The sequence below is a fragment of the Mesorhizobium sp. M1295 genome (assembly GCF_040318135.1).
In the GTDB taxonomy this organism is placed as follows: Bacteria; Pseudomonadota; Alphaproteobacteria; order Rhizobiales; family Rhizobiaceae; genus Mesorhizobium.
The window spans coordinates 90070-106364 of sequence record NZ_JAMYLU010000010.1 but is presented as its reverse complement, the minus strand read 5'-3'; the positions used below and the strand labels follow the sequence as shown (position 1 = coordinate 106364).

The following is a 16295-nucleotide window of genomic DNA, read 5'->3' as shown; positions in this document are numbered from 1 at the left end:
TATTATTCGTTTGCATCGGGAAAACCTCCTGTGGCCTTTGCCACGCCATGAAGTTTAGACCCGCGCCACGGTTGCCCGCTTCGGCGTAAATACCCACGCAGCGAGAAATTTTGGCTTGGGTAGGATTACCCAGATACGCCCATGCCGATCAGGCCGTGCTCGACCGCAAAGGCCGTGGCTGCCGCGCGCGTGCGCACGTTCAGCCGCGTCAGGATATCGCTAACGTGACGGTCTACCGTCCGCTGGCTCAGACTGAGCTCGCCGGCAATTTCCGGGTTGGTCAGGCCTGACGCGATCAGGCGCAGAACCTGCGTCTGTCTGGGGGTGAGAGCTTCGCTGCCTGTCGCCGTCATGATAGCCCGCAGCTTGCCGGCAACGGCTTCGTCGGGGCGCGCGCCGAGCTCGCGGAAAAGTCTTATCGCTTCGTCCAGTTCGGTCTGCGCCGCTTCAGTATCGCCGGTTGCGAGACAGGCCCGCGCTGTCAGCACCCGCATCCGGGCAAGATGATAGGGCGCCCGAAGGTCCCAGAGGATCTCCACTGCGCGCCGGATATGGGCCAATGCCTCCGCGGCTCGACCAGCATGGATCAGCACCCGCGCGGTAGCCTCGGCGGCTGCGGCGCGGACTGCATCCGCGGAATATTGGCGCGCGCAGTCGCGCAGTGTTTCGCACAGTTCCCAGGCGTCATCGGCCGAACCGACAGCGAGAGTGATTTCCACCGCAGCCGGCAAGAGGCGGAGTTTGCCCGGCATGTCATCGACCGACTGCAGTGCGGGGCGGATCGCCGAAAGGGCCGGCTGCTCGTGCCCCTGCTGCAATCGCATAAGCGCCAGCCCCGGCTGCGGATCGAACCCGAGCCTGCTCGCTGCGCGATAAGCGGCATCGGCCTCGTCCCATTGGCCGCGGAGGCGAAAGACCTCGCCCTTCTGGTAGAATGCCGGACCGGCGTGGTGCTTCAAGGGCCCCTGCTGAAGACGGATGCTGGCGACACTGGCCTCGCGGCCGGCCTCGTCCCAGTGGCCGTCGAGGATCAGGATTTCGGCCCGGTGGATCAGGCATCGGCCGGTGAAGGCAACGATGTCGGGCTGTCCCGCGCACCATCCGATCAGCGCCGATGTCCATTCCCTCGCCCGGCTCGTGGCATGAAATTTCTGACAGGTCTCGATCACGCTGCAGTAGACCAGCCCGGTAACGATCGGTGAGAGCCGGCCCGAGGTGACCGAAACCATCGCTTCGTCCAGCAGTTCGAAGCCTCGCACATAGTCGCCGCGCACGATCAATATCCGACCCTGAAGGTGGCGCGCGATAGCCAAGAGGTCCGGATCTTCGCAGCGCTGTCCGATCTCCGCGGCACGTGTTGCGTGGGTGAATGCTTCGTCCGGACTGTCGGCGGCGAGGCATTGTTCGACCATTGGGAGCTGAAGGTAACCTTGTTCTGCACATTCCGGCACATGATCCGCGACCAACCGGTTGGCGCGGGTCAGCCATCCGCTGCCTTGGGCGAATTCGCCGCGAAACATCAGGGTGAGCCCGATCCAGAAGCCGCAACGCGCTGCGGATCGTTCGCGTCCGTTCCGGAGATGCTCTTCGAAAGCCCTCTCGTAGTCCCGAACGAATTCCTCCTCGCGCCCAAGCATGTAGGCGGCTTCCCCGAGGCGCTGGAGCTCGGCGCCGCCAAGTTCACTGCGGCGGTCTCTGTCTGACAGTTCGCGGTGAAGCCTGGACCAATCTCCGCGATTGGCTAGCTCCGCATACGGATCCGATGCAACTGCACCGTCTTCCGGCGACTTGTCGGGTGATCGGTCGGAGGGCGCGGGCATATCCTCAGAATAGCACATATCTTGCTGAGGAGGTGGCGGCAGGTTACCGACATGGCAGAAGTTCGTTTCGGGCTCAATCGAGCCGTTCATCGCGTCCGCCGCCGAGGACCGGGAAGGGTCGCACCCTGCCGTCTGCAAGGTGTTTGTCCAGCGACTGTTGTGTGGCGAAACCGGCTAAAATCCCAGTCGTGTGAAACTTGTCATGGCCGCTTAGGTGTCATTTCGCCCTCTACCGGAACCGCCCCCAACGTCGGCGCCTCTTGCTCGATATGATCCCACAGACGGTTCGAGATCGGCCCGTGCGGCCGGTCGCGGCGGCGCGCCACCACCAACTCCTCGGTGCGGCCTGGCAGATGACGACCGGCAATGGATTGCAGGCGTCCGTCGCGCAGTTCTTCCTCGATCAGGAAGCGGGGCATGTGGCCCCATCCGAGGCCTTGCAGGATGATTTCCTTCTTCATGCCCTGATCGGCCACCATGCATTGAGGCGCACCCTCGATCATGAAGTAGTCTTGTTGCGGTGAATGGCGGGCCGTGTCGCGCATGACACATTGGGTGAACGCGTGCATCTGATCCGGCGTGATGGGGTGCTTGATGCGCTCCGGCAGAAAGCCCGAAGCCACCACGGGAACGAATGGCACCTTGCACAGATCGATCCATTCCACCCGCGGATCGCTCTTGTCGATCCAGTGCAGGATCAAATCGGCTTCGTCATCGAAGAGGCGCTCCCACGGGCCGCCCACCGCCTCGAAATGCAGGTGCAGGCGTGTGCCCGGACACTGGGCGAAGAACCGTCCGAGCATGCCCAGTGCCTGCGGGCGCGGGCAAAGATCGCCGATCACCACATGGATCTCGCTTTCTTCGCCCATTGACAGCTGAGCAGCATGAAGCCGCAAGCCCTCGAGCTCGCGCAGCAGCGATTGTGCCCTGCGATGGAACGACAGCCCTGCCTCGGTGGGGCGCACGCGATAGCCGCTGCGATCCAAGAGAACGAGGTCGAGTTGCCGCTCCAGCTTTGCAACGGCTGCGAACACCGCCGGGTGCGAGCGATGCAGCATGGCCGCCGCAGGCTGAAAGCCGCCGCAGCGGACCACGGCATCGAAGCATTGCAGGTCGTGCAAGGTGAATTCGGCCATGTCAGCTTACATTACAGAGATTATCCCATCTTTGTAATATCATCAAAAGCGTGCCGCCGCTAGGCTTTGCCACGTTCAACGCTCCAAAAGGAAGGTGTATTCACCATGAATGAGCTGGATTTCGTGACCGTCGGCGATGGCACGCGCATCGCCTACCGCATCGACGGCGACGCCGGGCAGCCTGTGTTGGTGCTGTCGAATTCCATCGCCACCACGCTGCGGATGTGGGACATGCAGGTCGACGAGCTGTCGAAGCATTTCCGTGTTCTGCGCTATGATTTTCGCGGCCACGGAGGGTCGAGCGTTCCGGCCGGCGCTTATTCGCTCGACCGGCTTGGCCGCGACGTGATCGAGTTGCTCGACGCCCTGGGCATTGAACGCGTACACTTCCTCGGTCTGTCGTTGGGCGGCTTCGTCGGGCAGTGGCTCGGCATCCACGCGCCCGAGCGGATCGAGCGCTTGATCCTGAGCAACTCCTCATCCTACCTCGGACCGGCAAAGCAGTTTGACGAGCGGATTGCCGCCGTGCTGCAGGCGCCGGATATGCCCGAAACCGCCGAGATGTTCCTGGGCAACTGGTTTCCTGCGCGTATGCTGGCGGCCAACGAGCCCGTCATCGAAGAATTTCGCGCCATGCTGCTGGCTATCGACCGGCAAGGCTTGGCTGGCTTGTTCGCGGCGGTTCGCGATGCGGACCTTCGCCGAACCATAGCGCTGATTTCCAGGCCAACGCTGGTAATCGCCGGCCGGCACGACACTGTGACAGCCGCCAGCCATAGCGAGCTGATCGCGGCGACGGTGCCCGGCGCGAAACTGGTTGTCCTGCCCGCGGTTCACTTGTCGAACGTCGAGTACCCCGTAGAATTCATGCAGGCCGTGCTTGGTTTTCTGCGCTGAGATGGAGCACTGAGTGAAACCCCGTTTTCGAACATCCCCCGCATGGACCGCAACCTATGATGCACTAACACGTAGCTCAGGCTAGACTGGGCAAGGTAGGTAGCGGATGACGGCTGACATGGAACTTGGCTTTCGCCCTCTGACGCCCGATCTGTGGCCGGCGCTCGAGGACCTGTTCGGTGACAGCGCCGTCTGCAGTCGCTGTTGGTGTATGCACGGACGGATCGGTCGTTCTTACCGAAAGAGACCCGGCGAGGAAAACAAGGCCGCGTTCCGGCAGGACGTCCAGCATGGTCCGCCTCCAGGCGTACTTGCTTTCGACGGCGATACGGCTGTCGGATGGTGTCAGGTGACACCGCGAGATGCCCTGCCCTGGCTCGATCGGCTGTGGCAGCTCAAGCGTGTGGATGATGCGCCGGTCTGGTCCTTGTCCTGCCTCTACGTGCGAAAACGATACCGCAGGCGGGGCGTAACATTCCAGCTGATTGCGGAAGCACTGGAAGTCGCAAGGCGCGCAAATGCTCCTGTGCTCGAAGCCTATCCTTTCGACGCCGACGTATCGCCGAGCGCTTCCGGCAGCGGATATGCCTCCACCTTCGCGCGCGCCGGGTTCAGGGTCGTCGCTCGCAGAACGCCGGCCCGCCCGATCATGCGCTATGATTTCAAGCAGATTGCCGATCATCGCCTGTGATCGCAGCTTGAAGTTGTCATCCAGCCGCTATTGCGCCCGCTTCTCTTCTCGCTTTTGCGAGGATGGTCGTCTCCGGCGCAACGGCAAATTGCTCACAAAATGCATCGATGTGATGCTGGCCCCGACCCGCGTCTCCAACGGCAACAAGGGCCAAGCCCCAGGCGAGGTCTGTTTGCACATAGTTTTCCAACGAAAAACGTCGAAATTTCATCTTGGATCGTCGTTCGAAACTAGCAGCAACGTCCTTTAGTGCGGTGATTCTGGACCAGTCCTGCTGGGCAGCATTGAGCGCCGCCAAAGCTGCGCGTTCAACCTGATAGGAGCTATCGCTACTATAGAATGAGCACCAGTTGGGAATCCGGCCCGATGAATCTATCGGGTCAATGCAAAGGTCAAAATTCGCTGACTTCGCCGTCCTTTTCCACCGGAGGCTTCCGCCTCTGAAAAGTGGCACAAAGTCGATCGAGACGCCCCAACAGGCGGAGAAGGTCATGCCTTTCAACATCTGAAATTTCAGCAGATAGCGTATGTGATCTGTTGGACGGCCAACCCAGAACAAATCCCCTACTCGTTGAAAATCGGATGCCAAGCCGCCTTCCAATGCTCCAGCGGCAATGTCGCCCAACGCTTTACCACGCTGAGGCGCACGACGGAGGTCTGGCTGCCGACGAAATCTTTCGATCAAGCGGGAGAACATCTAACCTCTTCAACGGCAATCGTAAATGTTGAGAGTCACCGGCGAACATTACTGAACGCAAACAGATTAATCAAAGCCGTAGCGAGGCTCACCGACATTGCAACAGCAAGACTAGACTTCGGTAGCGGATCGCAGCTTGGCAAGTCTCACGTCTCCGGCCGAACGAACTGGCTGGCGACCTTAGGTTGTAGGCGCGAAAGTCACCGTCGGGCGTGATTACCAACTCTGTGGTGTTCGCCCGTTGTTTTCGATGTGATAGATCAGGTTGACAAGGTAGACCCTAGAACCCGTCAAAAGTGGGTAAATGGAGCTATTAGGGACAATGCGTTCGCAGGAAGAATGGTCAAGCAATGAAGACGCTCGTGCATACAGAGAGCTCCGAACCCTAGTCGATAAATGGAAACGCCTTGGGACGAAGACCTATCCGGATGGAACGGAGTGGATCGGACATACGCCAGATCGGGCTCCTGAAGCATATTTGCACCAGCTGTATGCTCCGCTTGGCGCCGTCGGAGTTGGGCAGATGGAGTCTGAAATTTCGTGCCGACTTCCAGATAATTTCCGTTGCTTTCTCATGCTCCACAACGGGATAGGTCTGTTTGCGAATTATATAAGCGTCTATGGGCTGCGACGTAGCTGGTCACGCACGAATTTGGTGGAGGCGGGTCAACAACCCTTCTCCATACTGGAACCAAATATAAAGAGACGACCAGGCAATGCACCAGACGATGTTCTCTTTATTGGTGCGCTAGGGGACAATGACGATTTAATTGGCATGAATCCGGACGGGAGGGTCTTTCGCTGGGAGAGTGATGATCCTCTGTCCGGTTCGATTAAGTCCTACACGAGCGTGTTCACCTTCCTGCTGGAAGAAGCCAATGAGGTGGCGGCCCTGTTCGACCCGGATGGGCGCGAACACGACTGAACTCGGGCAGCAGGCGACAGGCTGACATTCAAACCGAATATCACCAGTCGCTTTTTTCACATCGGATGCCGGAAGACCCGGCGACGCCGCGTCGCGCCCAAGCCTAGGTTAGAGCCGAATTCCGGAGCCAGCCGCAGCCACCATGCAAACCTATGACTTCATCATCGTCGGTTCCGGCTCGGCCGGCTCGGTCCTGGCCGAAAGGCTGTCGGCTTCCGGCCGCTTCTCGGTGCTGGTGCTCGAGGCCGGCGGCAGCGACCGTCGCTTCTACGTCCAGATGCCGCTCGGCTACGGCAAGACCTTCTTCGACCCGGCGGTCAACTGGAACTACAAGGCCGAGCCGGATCCGGGTCTGGCCGGCAATGTCGACCACTGGCCGCGCGGCAAGCTGCTCGGCGGCTCGAGCTCGATCAACGCCATGGTCTGGATCAGGGGCGCGCGCGAGGATTTCGACGCTTGGGCAGCGGCCGGCAATCCCGGCTGGGGCTTCGATGACCTGCTGCCCGCCTTCAAGGCGCTGGAGGATAACCAGGCCGGCGCCGACCAATGGCGCGGCGTCGGCGGGCCGCTGCATATCACCGACTGCTCGACCTCCGTCCATCCGCTCACCAAGCGCTATCTCGCCGCCGCCAACCAAGCCGGCCTGCCGCTCAACCCGGATTTCAACGGCGCCTCGCAGGAAGGCGCCGGCGTCTACCAGATCACCACCAGGAACGGCCGCCGCATGTCGGCGGCGCGCGCCTTCCTGCGCCCGGCGATGAAGCGTAAAAACGTCCGCGTCGAGATCAACGCCCTGGCGACAAAAATCCTGTTCGAGGGCAAACGCGCCGTCGGCATCGAATATCTCCAGAATGGCGCGACGAAAACCGCCCGCGCCGGCCGCGAGATCATCCTGTCGGGCGGTTCGGTCAATTCGCCTCAACTTCTCCAGCTTTCCGGTGTCGGCCCGTCGGCGCTTCTTGGCGCGCTCGGCATTCCCGTCGTTCACGCCAACGAGAATGTCGGGGCAAACCTGCAGGACCACGTCGGCATCAACTACACGTTCAAGGGCAGGCTGCCGACGCTCAACCAGATCCTGCGCCCGTGGTGGGGCAAACTGCTGGTCGGCATGCAGTACGTGTTTTTGCGCTCGGGCCCGCTGTCGCTGTCGATGAACAATGCCGGCGGCTTCTTTCGCACCGATCCGGCCACGGCACGGCCCAACATGCAGCTCTATTTCCAGGCGTTTTCAACCGTCATTCCGAAGAGCGGCGAACGCCCGATCCTGACGCCCGATCCATGGCCGGGCTTTTCCATCGGGCTGTCCAATTGCCGTCCGTCGAGCCGCGGCGAAATCATGATCCGTTCCGCCAATCCGCGCGATTATCCCAAAATCGTCGCCAATGCCTTTTCGACCGAGGCGGACGTCGCTGAAATGCTGGCGGCGGTGAAATTCGTCAGGAAGATCGCCTCGATGCCGGCGATGGCCGAGATCATCGAGGAAGAGGTTTTGCCCGGTCCCTCGATCACCTCCGACGCGGATCTCATTCAGGATTTCAGGAAGCGCTCGGGCACCGTCTATCACCCGGTCTCGACCTGCCGCATGGGGCCGGACGCGGCGCACGCCGTCGTCGATCCGCGCCTCAAGGTACACGGCCTCGAGGCGTTGCGCGTTATCGACGCCTCGATCTTTCCCGACAACATAACCGGCAACACCAACGCCGCCGCGATCATGACCGGATGGAAGGGCGCCGAACTGGTTCTGGAGGATCAGAAATGAAAATCACCGACGTCAAGACCTGGGTGGTCGGCAATCCGCCGCCCGGCATCGGCGGCAAGTATTTCATCTTCGTCAAGCTCACCACCGATGGCGGCGTCGTCGGCTATGGCGAGGCCTACAACGCCACCTTCTCGGCTCATGTCACGGCGAAAATGGTCGAGGACATGGCCGAGCGTTATCTGATCGGCCGCGACCCGCACGATATCGAGACCTTCTTCCGCCGCGCCTATTCGTCCGGCTTCACCCAGAGGCCCGACGTGTCGGGCATGGGCTGTTTCTCGGCGCTGGAAATCGCCTGCTGGGACATTATCGGCAAAGAGGCCGGCAAGCCGGTCTACAAGTTGCTCGGCGGCCAGGTGCATGAAACGCTGCGTTCCTATACCTACCTCTACCCGCACAGCGGCAGCGTCCACACCGAGGACGCCCGCGGCAAGAACGTCTACAACGACCCCGATCTGGCCGCCGCCTGCGCGCTCGAATATGTCGAGCAGGGTTTTGATGCGGTCAAGCTCGACCCGGCCGGCCCCTACACCGCCTTTGACGGCCACCAGCCGCGCCTCGTCGACATCGACCTCTCCGCCCGCATGGTCAAGGCGATCCGCGAGGCGGTCGGCACGCGCGCCGATATCCTGTTCGGCACCCACGGCCAGTTCACAGCTTCGGGTGCGCTGCGCCTCGCCCGCGCCATCGAACCCTACGATCCGCTGTGGTTCGAGGAGCCGGTGCCGCCCGACATGCCCGAGGTCATGGCTCAGGTGGCGCGCGGCACGTCTATCCCGATTGCCACCGGCGAGCGGCTGACCACCAAGTTCGAATTTGCCCGCGTTATCGAGAACCGTGCGGCGACCATTCTGCAGCCCGACCTCGGCCGCTCCGGCGGCATTCTCGAAACCAAGAAGATCGCCGCCATGGCCGAAGCCTATCACATCCAGGTCGCGCCACACTGCTATTGCGGGCCGATCGTCGGCGCCGCCAACATCCAGCTCGCGGTGACGCTGCCCAACTTCCTCATTCTGGAATCGCTGAAGCAGTGGGGCGGCTTCCACGAAAAGCTGCTGAAGAAGAAGATCGAATGGCAGGACGGCAACGTCATCCCGTCGAAGGAGCCAGGCCTCGGTGTCGAACTCGACGAAGCCGTCTGCGAGGCGCATCCCTGGACCGGCAAGGACCTGCATTTGCAGATGATGCAGACGCCGCTGATGCCGTGAGTTGTCCAGCGGGACCTACCAACAATGTCACGCGATTTCAACGTGTTGGACCTAGGATCGGAATCACCGCCGAAACAACTTGAATCAATCCCTCAACGGCTTGATTCAATATCTCAGCGTCAATGCGCCGGGCAGGATCTCGAAGGTCGCCGGTATGCGACCCGGCGATTCGCCGTCTATGTCGATCAGCGCGGCGTTCTTTTGCACATCGCCGAGCGGCTCGACAACCACTTTCTTGCCGCGCAGGATGGTGATCGCCGGATGGTTGCGGTGCCGCCCGCCATAGAGCAGGCGGATGTCCCAGATCAGCTTCAGCTTGCCGGCGGCGCGCAGGATAACGATGTCGAACTCGCCGTCGTTAAGCTCGGCGTCGGGCGCGATCATCATGCCGCCGCCAAAGAATTTTCCGTTTGCCACCGCCACCAGCGCCATGCGCGCCTCGACCGGGGCACCGTCGTCGACAGTGATCGCAACCTCCTGGAAGCGGTAGCGGAGGAACTCCCAGACCGTGCGCCAATAGAACAACGCCTTGGCCGAAACCTTGCCCTTGCGCTTGTCGGCATTGACCGCGCGGTCGGCGGCGCCGGAAAGCCCGAGGCTGGCGATGTTGATGAAATGGCGGCTGGCCAGCGCGCCATGGTCGTCGACATAGCTGATGCACCCGGCATCGACCTTGCGCCCCTTGGCCTCGGCAATCCGCTTCAGTGTCAGGTCGACATTGTCCGACAGGCCGAGCCCGCGGGCGAAGTCGATGCCGGTGCCGCAAGGCAGCAGCCCGAGTTCGGCCGTCCGGCCGCTTTCCCGGAAAGCCTTCAGCAGCCCGTCGGCGACCTCGCTGGCGGTGCCGTCGCCGCCGGCCGCGATCACCAGCTCGAAGCCGATGGCGGCAAGGTCGAGCGCCAGCCGTTCGGCATCGCCCTCGGCCTGCGTTTCACGCAGCTCGAAATCGCCGAAATGTCTTTTCAGCGAAGCCGCAACCTCGGGCCAATGCCGCTTGAGCCTGCCGCCGCCGGCGATCGGATTGAGAACCACCGCGACCTTCAAGCCTGCCTCCCCAAGGCCATCGAACACGCCTTCCACTCATTTGCCGGCATTGAAGCCCGCGCCGGCCCGCGGGGCAAGATCGAATGTCTGACAATGCGATCGAGCATGAAAAGCGATTTCGGCTGAGACTTGGCTGAAAAAGAGTCCGGCCCATGTCACATTCGGCAAATCCAACTCGTCATGTCTCCGGAAACCCTTGAAAGGAGATCACGATGGCACCCAGGCTAAACCCCTTTACCGCCAGCCCCGCGGCAATGCGGCCGTGGATCGAGCTGGGAAAAACAATTCAGACCAGCGGTCTCGAGCCCTTGTTGAGGGAACTTGTCATGACGCGGGCATCACAGATCAACGGATGCGCCTTCTGCATCCACCATCACGTTGAAGATGCCCGCAAGTACGGAGAGACCGAGGACCGGCTCCATCTTCTCAGCGCCTGGCGCGAGTCCGCGCTATATTCCGACCGCGAGCGAGCCGCGCTGGGCTGGACCGAGGCGCTGACGCTGGTGTCGGAGACCCGTGCGCCTGAGGATGCCTACCAGGCGCTGCGCCAGCATTTTACCGAGGACGAGCAGGTGAGGCTCACCTTGCTGATCGCGCAAGTCAACGCCTGGAACCGGATCAGGATCGGCTTTCGTTCCGTCCACGCGGCTGAGGAACGGCAGGCCGCCTGATGGCACCCGCATCGGGCCAGGACGCCGCTGTCGTCTTCGATCCCCTACGTCCGACCCTTGTCCGCGTTGCATATGGAATGCTGGGCTCGATCGCGGACGCGGAGGACGTTCTCCAGGACGCTTTCTTGCGCTGGCTCGATGTCGACCGAAACGCGGTGCGCGAACCGGAAGCTTTTCTGCGCCGGGTCGTCACGCGTTTGTGCCTGGACCGGCTCAAGTCGGTGCGGCGTCGGCGCGAGACCTATGTCGGCCCGTGGCTGCCTGAGCCGGTTATGGAATCGGCTGAGGACGAGACCGATGACGTAACCTTGCCCTTGCTGATGGCGCTGGAGCGCCTGTCGCCGCTGGAGCGCGCTGCCTTCCTGCTTCATGACGTGTTCGGCCTCGACTTCGCCGAGGTCGCGGCCACGATCGGCCGCGAGCCCGCCACCTGTCGCCAGCTCGCCAGCCGGGCGAGAGCCCACGTCCGCGCCGACCGCCCTCGCTATCCCGTGCCGCGGGAACAGGGCCTGGAGATCGCCGAAGCCTTCTTCGCCGCGTCCCGCGACGGCAAGCTGGACAGCCTGCGCGCACTGCTCGCGGCGGACGTCACGCTCTACGCCGATGGTGGCGGCAAGGCACCGGCGCGAAAGGCGCCGGCCATTGGGCTCGATGATGTCATGCGCCAGTACGCGACGTTCGCGTCTGTCTATGCGGTGAGCCGATCTCGCCTGCTGCGCTATGGCTTTATCAACGGCCTGCCGGGGTTCATCACCATCGAGCGAGGCGACATTCTCCAAACGACTGCGCTGGAGATTGAGGATGGCCGCGTCGTCGCCATCTATGTCGCGCGCAACCCCGATAAGCTCAGGCACATGGCTGACACCCTGCATTGACGGCCTGGCAGGCGGGCACCGCCAATCAACTGCCCACGAACCCCTCTGCGAATACGCGCCTTAGTCCCCGATAATCCCGCTATCCACAGGCGCGCGGCAGTTTCGCCAAACGCTTATCCGGCGTACATTAAACCCATCTCAGGCGGCTACCGATCGCCACGCCGAAAGGCAAAGCGGAACGGCGGATTTCCTGAGGCCCGTACGGCCCTGAACGAGAACAGGCTTGCTTGTTGGAGGGATGGAAGCCGAGACCTACGGGGCCGCGGAAAGCGTGCGAACGCCAACGGCGGACCGATGCTGCCATGAAGGACGGCAAAAACCTTCGATGGCGCGCTGGGCAAAGCTCGCAAGAGTGGACACCGGCGTGGTCCGGAACGGACGCTGCCCTCGGGTGGCGACTGGCAGGACCGTCAAAATCAAGGCCGGCATGGCGCGACATCTTTCGGGAGTTGCCGCCGCGACCGTGTCCTGATCTGACAGGGAGGCGCTGGGAGAAATCCCGGCGCCGACTGTCTTTGTGGCTCCGCCTGACGATTTTGCCGGCGACGCTTCACCCTGCGCCAAAATCAGCTACTATCCATTAGCCGTCGGGGGCCGTTTGAGAAGGCTGACGGCAGGGGGATACTTCATGACGCTCATCCAGAAGCTTGCTGTTGCCTATGCTTTCCTGTTCTTCGGTGTTGTTGCGATCGGCTATGTGCCGGCCTTCAACGATGCCGGCGGCAATCTGTTCGGCCTGTTCTCGCTGCAATGGTATGACGATTTGCTGCACGCCTTCTCCGGCGTCTGGGCGCTGGCCGCCGCCTTCATCTCGCACCGCCAGGCGGTGTTCTATTTCAAGCTGTTCGGCTCGGTCTATCTGTTCGACGGCGTGCTCGGCCTGGTCACCGGTTCCGGCTGCCTCGATGGCGGCATTTTCATCAACGGCTTCCGCTCCTTGAACGACATCGAATTCCCGGCCCGCTTTTTCGCCAACCTGCCGCACATCGTCATCGGCGGCTTCGCCGTCTATGTCGGGTTCTGGCTGTCGAAACGCGTGTACGACCATTTCGCCACGGCCTGACCGGCCATGTTCCTGTTCCGCTGGCTGAAGCGCATCATCAAGGCGATCCTCTGGCTTGTCGTCATTGTCGTGTTGATCCCGATCGCCGGGCTGGCCTACGGCTTTCTCACAACGCCGTCGCTGGACACAACACCATTGCCGGGGATCGCCGAGGGTGCCCCGCCAAAGGCGCTGGCCGACAAGGTACGTGCCGAGATCCCCGGCTACCAGCGGCCGGAGGAATCGACCTTTCTGACCTATCCGGAATGGGCCATCGTCTACGCCGCCCGCGAATATGCCGGCTTCGTCGACAAGAACCAGCCGAGCGGTTTTCCCTATCTCTCCTATATCGGCCGCTTCTGGCAGGACTATGCGATGGTGGTCCGCGCCAGCTCCGCCTACAAGTTCAACCTCGACAACCACCAGATGCTGGTGATCATCGGCACCAGCCACACGATCGAGCACGCCATCCAGTGGGCCTATGAAAATACGGTCGGCCGCATTACCGAAGCGACGGCCGGCAAGCGCACCGCCGTCGACATCTACCAGGCCGAGGTGGCGGCGGAGTATGCCGGTTTTCTCGACCAGGTGCCGTGGTACCAGTTTCCCTATGCCGAAAAGCGTGCCGGCCTGTTTGCCGTCCAGCCGGCAGCGGACGACAGCGCCGTCCGCACCAGCGAACGCAAGCTCGCCTTCGGCCTCGCCTACACCATCAAGCAGGGTTACGCCGATCTGATCAAGTCGGCGCTCGCCGCCACCACCGACCCGGCCTTGCTCGACATCCACGTCTGGGCCAAGGGTCCGGTCAGCGAGGTGACCCGCAACGAGCCCGACACCTTGCTGGAGCGCGATCTCGGCGCCGACGGCACGGTCTTCGTCACCAGGCGCTATCAGGTGTTCACCGACATGATCCCGCGCCTGATCGGCAAGGGCGTCTCCTTCGTCGAGATCGGCGGCAATGACGAGATCATGGTCACCATGCTTTCCAATGACGAGATCAATGTTCCCCAAGGCGCACGCACCTTGTTCAGCTACCCGCTTCCGGCGGAGCCTTCGACGCGCCGCACCGGCCTGACCGTCGCCGTGCGCAAGCTGCACATCGTGCTGCCGGCGCTGATGACGGCAGGCGCCAGGCTCGAGCACGTCTACGACTACTGAGGCCTTTCGGTCACAGCCGGCCTCGGCAAGACGTTGCGTGATGCTCCGCCACGCTCATTCCACAATCGCGGCCAAATCCCGCCTTGTTCCGCAACGATTGATGATGCCGTAGCACTTTGATCTTGCGCACATGCGCCGGGCAATTCGGAGGGACAAGACCGTGATCAAGACCGCCCTTGTCGCCATGACCATCGTCGGCTGCGACTGCGACGCCAGGCTTTGCGAATATATCGGCGAGACGCCCGCCAAGTGGTCGACCATCGCTGAATGCGAAGCGGCGATGAAAAGCCAGATGCTGCACGAGCGCAATTTCGATTATCCGCTGGTCTCGGGCATCTGCCGGACACAGAACTCGTCTTCGTCATCGCAGCTCGCGGCGACCACTTCGGAGCCCGAATTGACGACGGCCAGTACGGCCGCGACAGAGCCGCTGCCAGCAGAACTGAGCCATCGGCCCAGTGCAGCGGTCGGAACGCAGGCGACGGCGACGGAAACAGAAGCCGTCCGGCCGGTCGCCTACGAAGCGGCGGTCGATGGCGGCAGCGCCCTGCTCTACCGCACGAAGACCGGTTACGCCGTGGTCAAGACCGATCTCGGCCGCGCCGCGTCGGCAACGATCGGCATCGCCAGGCGCTCGGCGAACTGGCTGGCGGCGAAGCTGCCTGACGGTCTGTAACCGGCACTTCAGGCCGTGCCGATCAGTGCCTTGATGGCGCGGTAAAAAGTCGAGGAAAACAGCTCCCCCGGATCGTATTGCCGCTTCTTCGCCAGGAAGGACGGCAGTTCCGGATAGGAGGCAAGCAGCTCCTTGCCCGTGTAGTGGAGTTGGTAGGGCAGGAAAAAACGCCCGCCATGCTTGATCGTCACGTCGATCAGCGCCCTTGTCAGTGCCCGCATCCTGGCATTGCCGTCGGCGTCGGTCGGCTGATTGATGTAGAGCACCAGCGAATAGGCCGGCTCCGGCGCATAATTCAGCGCCACATCCTCCTTGTGGACGATGCGTACCGACGCGTTGAGCACCGGCAGGCTCTGGTTGCGCAGGATCTCGCGCGCTTCCGCGATGAACGGGTTATAGGCCGCCCGCGGGATGAAATATTCGTGCAGTATGTCGGTCTCGTCGAGCAGGTCGTTGAACAGATAGGGCACTGAATCGTGCATCGGGTTGTTGCGCGTGACCAGGCAGGCCTCGCCCTCGGCCATTGCCGTCGTCCGCGCCACCGTGCAGCTCTCGAATTGCGGCTCCAGCGTCTTTTCGGTGAACCATTTCAGCTCCTGGAACAGGCTGCCCCATTTCGCCAGGTTGATGATCACCCGCTTGAGCCCAACCGAGCCCGGTTCACCGATTGCCGGCTGGTCGGCCGGCGGCTGGTCGGCGACCTTGTCATAGCGATAGACGATCATATCCTCGAGGAAATTGCCCGGCGCAGTCGACAGATGCCCATAAAACAGACCAATCGCCCTGTTTGGCTCCAGCACCTCGGCGAAGAACGTCGGGAAATCGTCCGATTTGATGATCTCGCGCGAGGTGCGGTAGACGGCGTTGTCGACGATGTCGAGTGTCGCCTCCAGCACCACGCCGAACAGGCCGTAGCCGCCGACGACGTGGCGGAACAGCTCGGTGTTTTCGGCCGGTGAGCAGGTCGTCACCGAACCGTCGGCCAGCATCACCCGCATCGAACGGATCGAGCCGGCGACCGAGCCGGCCTGATGGTCCATGCCATGCGCGTTGACCGACAGCGAGCCGCCGACCGAAAAGATGTCGGTCGACTGCATCGCCTTCACCGCGAAGCGCGGGTGCAAAAGGTTCTGGATGTCGTGCCAGCGCGCGCCCGGCTGCAAGGTCATCGCCTTCGCCGCCGCATCGACGCTGATCTTGTTGAATTTGCGCATGTCGAGGACCAGTGCGTTATCGTCGAAGGCGTGGCCGCCCATCGAGTGGCGCACCGCCGCGACCGAGACCTTCAGGCCATTGGTGCGGGCAAAGGCCAACGCGCTCGCAATGTGGTTTTCCTCGCTGACTTCGATAACGCCGTAGACCGGCGTCATCGAAAGGCCGCTGGCATCGTTGATGTCGCCGCCCTTGGTCAGCCATGGCAGCGACGGATCGTAGGCTGGCGCGTTCTCCAGCGGCTTCAGCGCCAGGTCGATGCCGTCAATGTCGGCAATGCGCCCGGAATTCTTCTGCGCCGACGGGCCGCGGGCCAGCCGCGCCACGGTCGTGCCGCCCCAGACCATCGCGCCGCCGACCACCGCCGCACCCAGCAGCAACCGCCGCGACAGGCGAAACCCCTTGCGTTCCTCGATCATAGCCCCACCCCACTGTCCCAGGAATAGCGCCGGATGGAGACAAAAACCAGTTGCCAATCAGACGT

16 protein-coding genes are annotated in these 16295 nt (G+C 62.3%); 11 read left to right on the top strand and 5 right to left on the bottom strand.

Annotated features, from left to right (window positions below):
- Positions 1-125 precede the first annotated feature (125 nt).
- Positions 126-1412, bottom strand: a complete 1287-nt coding sequence (locus NKH29_RS16115) for a LuxR C-terminal-related transcriptional regulator (protein WP_353000102.1) — start codon at positions 1410-1412, stop codon at positions 126-128.
- Here NKH29_RS16115 and NKH29_RS16110 point away from each other — a divergent pair.
- Positions 1401-1703, top strand: a complete 303-nt coding sequence (locus NKH29_RS16110) for a hypothetical protein (RefSeq protein WP_352856857.1) — start codon at positions 1401-1403, stop codon at positions 1701-1703. The two genes, NKH29_RS16115 and NKH29_RS16110, sit on opposite strands and share 12 nt — an antisense overlap.
- Before the next feature lie 317 nt (positions 1704-2020).
- Here the strand turns inward: NKH29_RS16110 and NKH29_RS16105 are convergent, their stop codons facing one another.
- Complete coding sequence (locus tag NKH29_RS16105) at positions 2021-2956, bottom strand: LysR family transcriptional regulator (RefSeq protein WP_352483113.1); 936 nt, start codon at positions 2954-2956, stop codon at positions 2021-2023.
- Between the two features lie 105 nt (positions 2957-3061).
- On the opposite strand from NKH29_RS16105, the gene NKH29_RS16100 reads away from it, so the two are divergent.
- Both NKH29_RS16100 and NKH29_RS16095 read left to right on the top strand, forming a co-directional pair.
- Complete coding sequence (locus NKH29_RS16100) at positions 3062-3853, top strand: alpha/beta fold hydrolase (RefSeq protein ID WP_023719150.1); 792 nt, start codon at positions 3062-3064, stop codon at positions 3851-3853.
- Between the two features lie 106 nt (positions 3854-3959).
- Positions 3960-4544, top strand: coding sequence for a GNAT family N-acetyltransferase (locus tag NKH29_RS16095; protein WP_036244776.1), 585 nt, complete (start codon positions 3960-3962; stop codon positions 4542-4544).
- A gap of 16 nt (positions 4545-4560) precedes the next feature.
- On the opposite strand, the gene NKH29_RS16090 is transcribed toward NKH29_RS16095, so the two are convergent.
- Positions 4561-5241, bottom strand: coding sequence for a hypothetical protein (locus tag NKH29_RS16090; protein ID WP_023719152.1), 681 nt, complete (start codon positions 5239-5241; stop codon positions 4561-4563).
- 322 nt (positions 5242-5563) lie between these two features.
- Here NKH29_RS16090 and NKH29_RS16085 point away from each other — a divergent pair, with 322 nt between their 5' ends.
- From NKH29_RS16085 to NKH29_RS16075, 3 genes are all read left to right on the top strand, one after another.
- Positions 5564-6166 carry an SMI1/KNR4 family protein gene (locus NKH29_RS16085; RefSeq protein WP_352483111.1) on the top strand — a complete coding sequence of 201 codons (603 nt, stop codon included), beginning with the start codon at positions 5564-5566 and terminating at the stop codon, positions 6164-6166.
- Between the two features lie 142 nt (positions 6167-6308).
- Positions 6309-7925 carry a GMC family oxidoreductase gene (locus NKH29_RS16080; RefSeq protein WP_023719153.1) on the top strand — a complete coding sequence of 539 codons (1617 nt, stop codon included), beginning with the start codon at positions 6309-6311 and terminating at the stop codon, positions 7923-7925.
- Positions 7922-9133, top strand: a complete 1212-nt coding sequence (locus tag NKH29_RS16075; protein ID WP_353000101.1) for a mandelate racemase/muconate lactonizing enzyme family protein — start codon at positions 7922-7924, stop codon at positions 9131-9133. The genes NKH29_RS16080 and NKH29_RS16075 overlap by 4 nt, the downstream gene beginning before the upstream one ends.
- Positions 9134-9238: 105 nt before the next feature.
- Here the strand turns inward: NKH29_RS16075 and NKH29_RS16070 are convergent, their stop codons facing one another.
- Positions 9239-10177: a diacylglycerol/lipid kinase family protein gene (locus NKH29_RS16070; RefSeq protein ID WP_352815448.1), complete on the bottom strand. Its 939-nt coding sequence runs from the start codon at positions 10175-10177 to the stop codon at positions 9239-9241.
- Positions 10178-10389: 212 nt separating this feature from the next.
- Between NKH29_RS16070 and NKH29_RS16065 the strand changes: the two genes are divergently transcribed.
- From NKH29_RS16065 to NKH29_RS16045, 5 genes are all read left to right on the top strand, one after another.
- Positions 10390-10848 (top strand): carboxymuconolactone decarboxylase family protein, encoded by a 459-nt coding sequence (locus tag NKH29_RS16065; protein WP_352815446.1) that lies wholly within the window; start codon positions 10390-10392, stop codon positions 10846-10848.
- Positions 10848-11723, top strand: coding sequence for a sigma-70 family RNA polymerase sigma factor (locus NKH29_RS16060; protein ID WP_353000099.1), 876 nt, complete (start codon positions 10848-10850; stop codon positions 11721-11723). Before NKH29_RS16065 ends, NKH29_RS16060 begins: the two co-directional genes overlap by 1 nt.
- A 628-nt stretch (positions 11724-12351) precedes the next feature.
- Positions 12352-12786: a DUF4383 domain-containing protein gene (locus NKH29_RS16055; protein WP_023719157.1), complete on the top strand. Its 435-nt coding sequence runs from the start codon at positions 12352-12354 to the stop codon at positions 12784-12786.
- A 6-nt stretch (positions 12787-12792) separates the two neighbouring features.
- Positions 12793-13923 carry a hypothetical protein gene (locus NKH29_RS16050; protein WP_353000097.1) on the top strand — a complete coding sequence of 377 codons (1131 nt, stop codon included), beginning with the start codon at positions 12793-12795 and terminating at the stop codon, positions 13921-13923.
- A 160-nt stretch (positions 13924-14083) separates the two neighbouring features.
- On the top strand, positions 14084-14599 hold the full coding sequence (locus tag NKH29_RS16045; protein ID WP_023719159.1) for a hypothetical protein: 516 nt from the start codon (positions 14084-14086) through the stop codon (positions 14597-14599).
- 8 nt (positions 14600-14607) lie between these two features.
- On the opposite strand, the gene NKH29_RS16040 is transcribed toward NKH29_RS16045, so the two are convergent.
- Positions 14608-16230, bottom strand: a complete 1623-nt coding sequence (locus NKH29_RS16040) for an FAD-binding oxidoreductase (RefSeq protein ID WP_352483104.1) — start codon at positions 16228-16230, stop codon at positions 14608-14610.
- Positions 16231-16295 lie beyond the last annotated feature (65 nt).

Bases quoted from the DNA above. Each gene is read 5' to 3' on its own strand.
- NKH29_RS16050 (WP_353000097.1), top strand. From the start codon at position 12,793: ATGTTCCTGTTCCGCTGGCTGAAGCGCATCATCAAGGCGATCCTCTGG.
- NKH29_RS16055 (WP_023719157.1), top strand. From the start codon at position 12,352: ATGACGCTCATCCAGAAGCTTGCTGTTGCCTATGCTTTCCTGTTCTTC.
- NKH29_RS16100 (WP_023719150.1), top strand. From the start codon at position 3,062: ATGAATGAGCTGGATTTCGTGACCGTCGGCGATGGCACGCGCATCGCC.
- NKH29_RS16105 (WP_352483113.1), bottom strand. From the start codon at position 2,956: ATGGCCGAATTCACCTTGCACGACCTGCAATGCTTCGATGCCGTGGTC.
- NKH29_RS16080 (WP_023719153.1), top strand. From the start codon at position 6,309: ATGCAAACCTATGACTTCATCATCGTCGGTTCCGGCTCGGCCGGCTCG.
- NKH29_RS16115 (WP_353000102.1), bottom strand. From the start codon at position 1,412: ATGGTCGAACAATGCCTCGCCGCCGACAGTCCGGACGAAGCATTCACC.
- NKH29_RS16095 (WP_036244776.1), top strand. From the start codon at position 3,960: ATGACGGCTGACATGGAACTTGGCTTTCGCCCTCTGACGCCCGATCTG.
- NKH29_RS16040 (WP_352483104.1), bottom strand. From the start codon at position 16,230: ATGATCGAGGAACGCAAGGGGTTTCGCCTGTCGCGGCGGTTGCTGCTG.
- NKH29_RS16090 (WP_023719152.1), bottom strand. From the start codon at position 5,241: ATGTTCTCCCGCTTGATCGAAAGATTTCGTCGGCAGCCAGACCTCCGT.
- NKH29_RS16065 (WP_352815446.1), top strand. From the start codon at position 10,390: ATGGCACCCAGGCTAAACCCCTTTACCGCCAGCCCCGCGGCAATGCGG.
- NKH29_RS16060 (WP_353000099.1), top strand. From the start codon at position 10,848: ATGGCACCCGCATCGGGCCAGGACGCCGCTGTCGTCTTCGATCCCCTA.
- NKH29_RS16085 (WP_352483111.1), top strand. From the start codon at position 5,564: ATGCGTTCGCAGGAAGAATGGTCAAGCAATGAAGACGCTCGTGCATAC.
- NKH29_RS16075 (WP_353000101.1), top strand. From the start codon at position 7,922: ATGAAAATCACCGACGTCAAGACCTGGGTGGTCGGCAATCCGCCGCCC.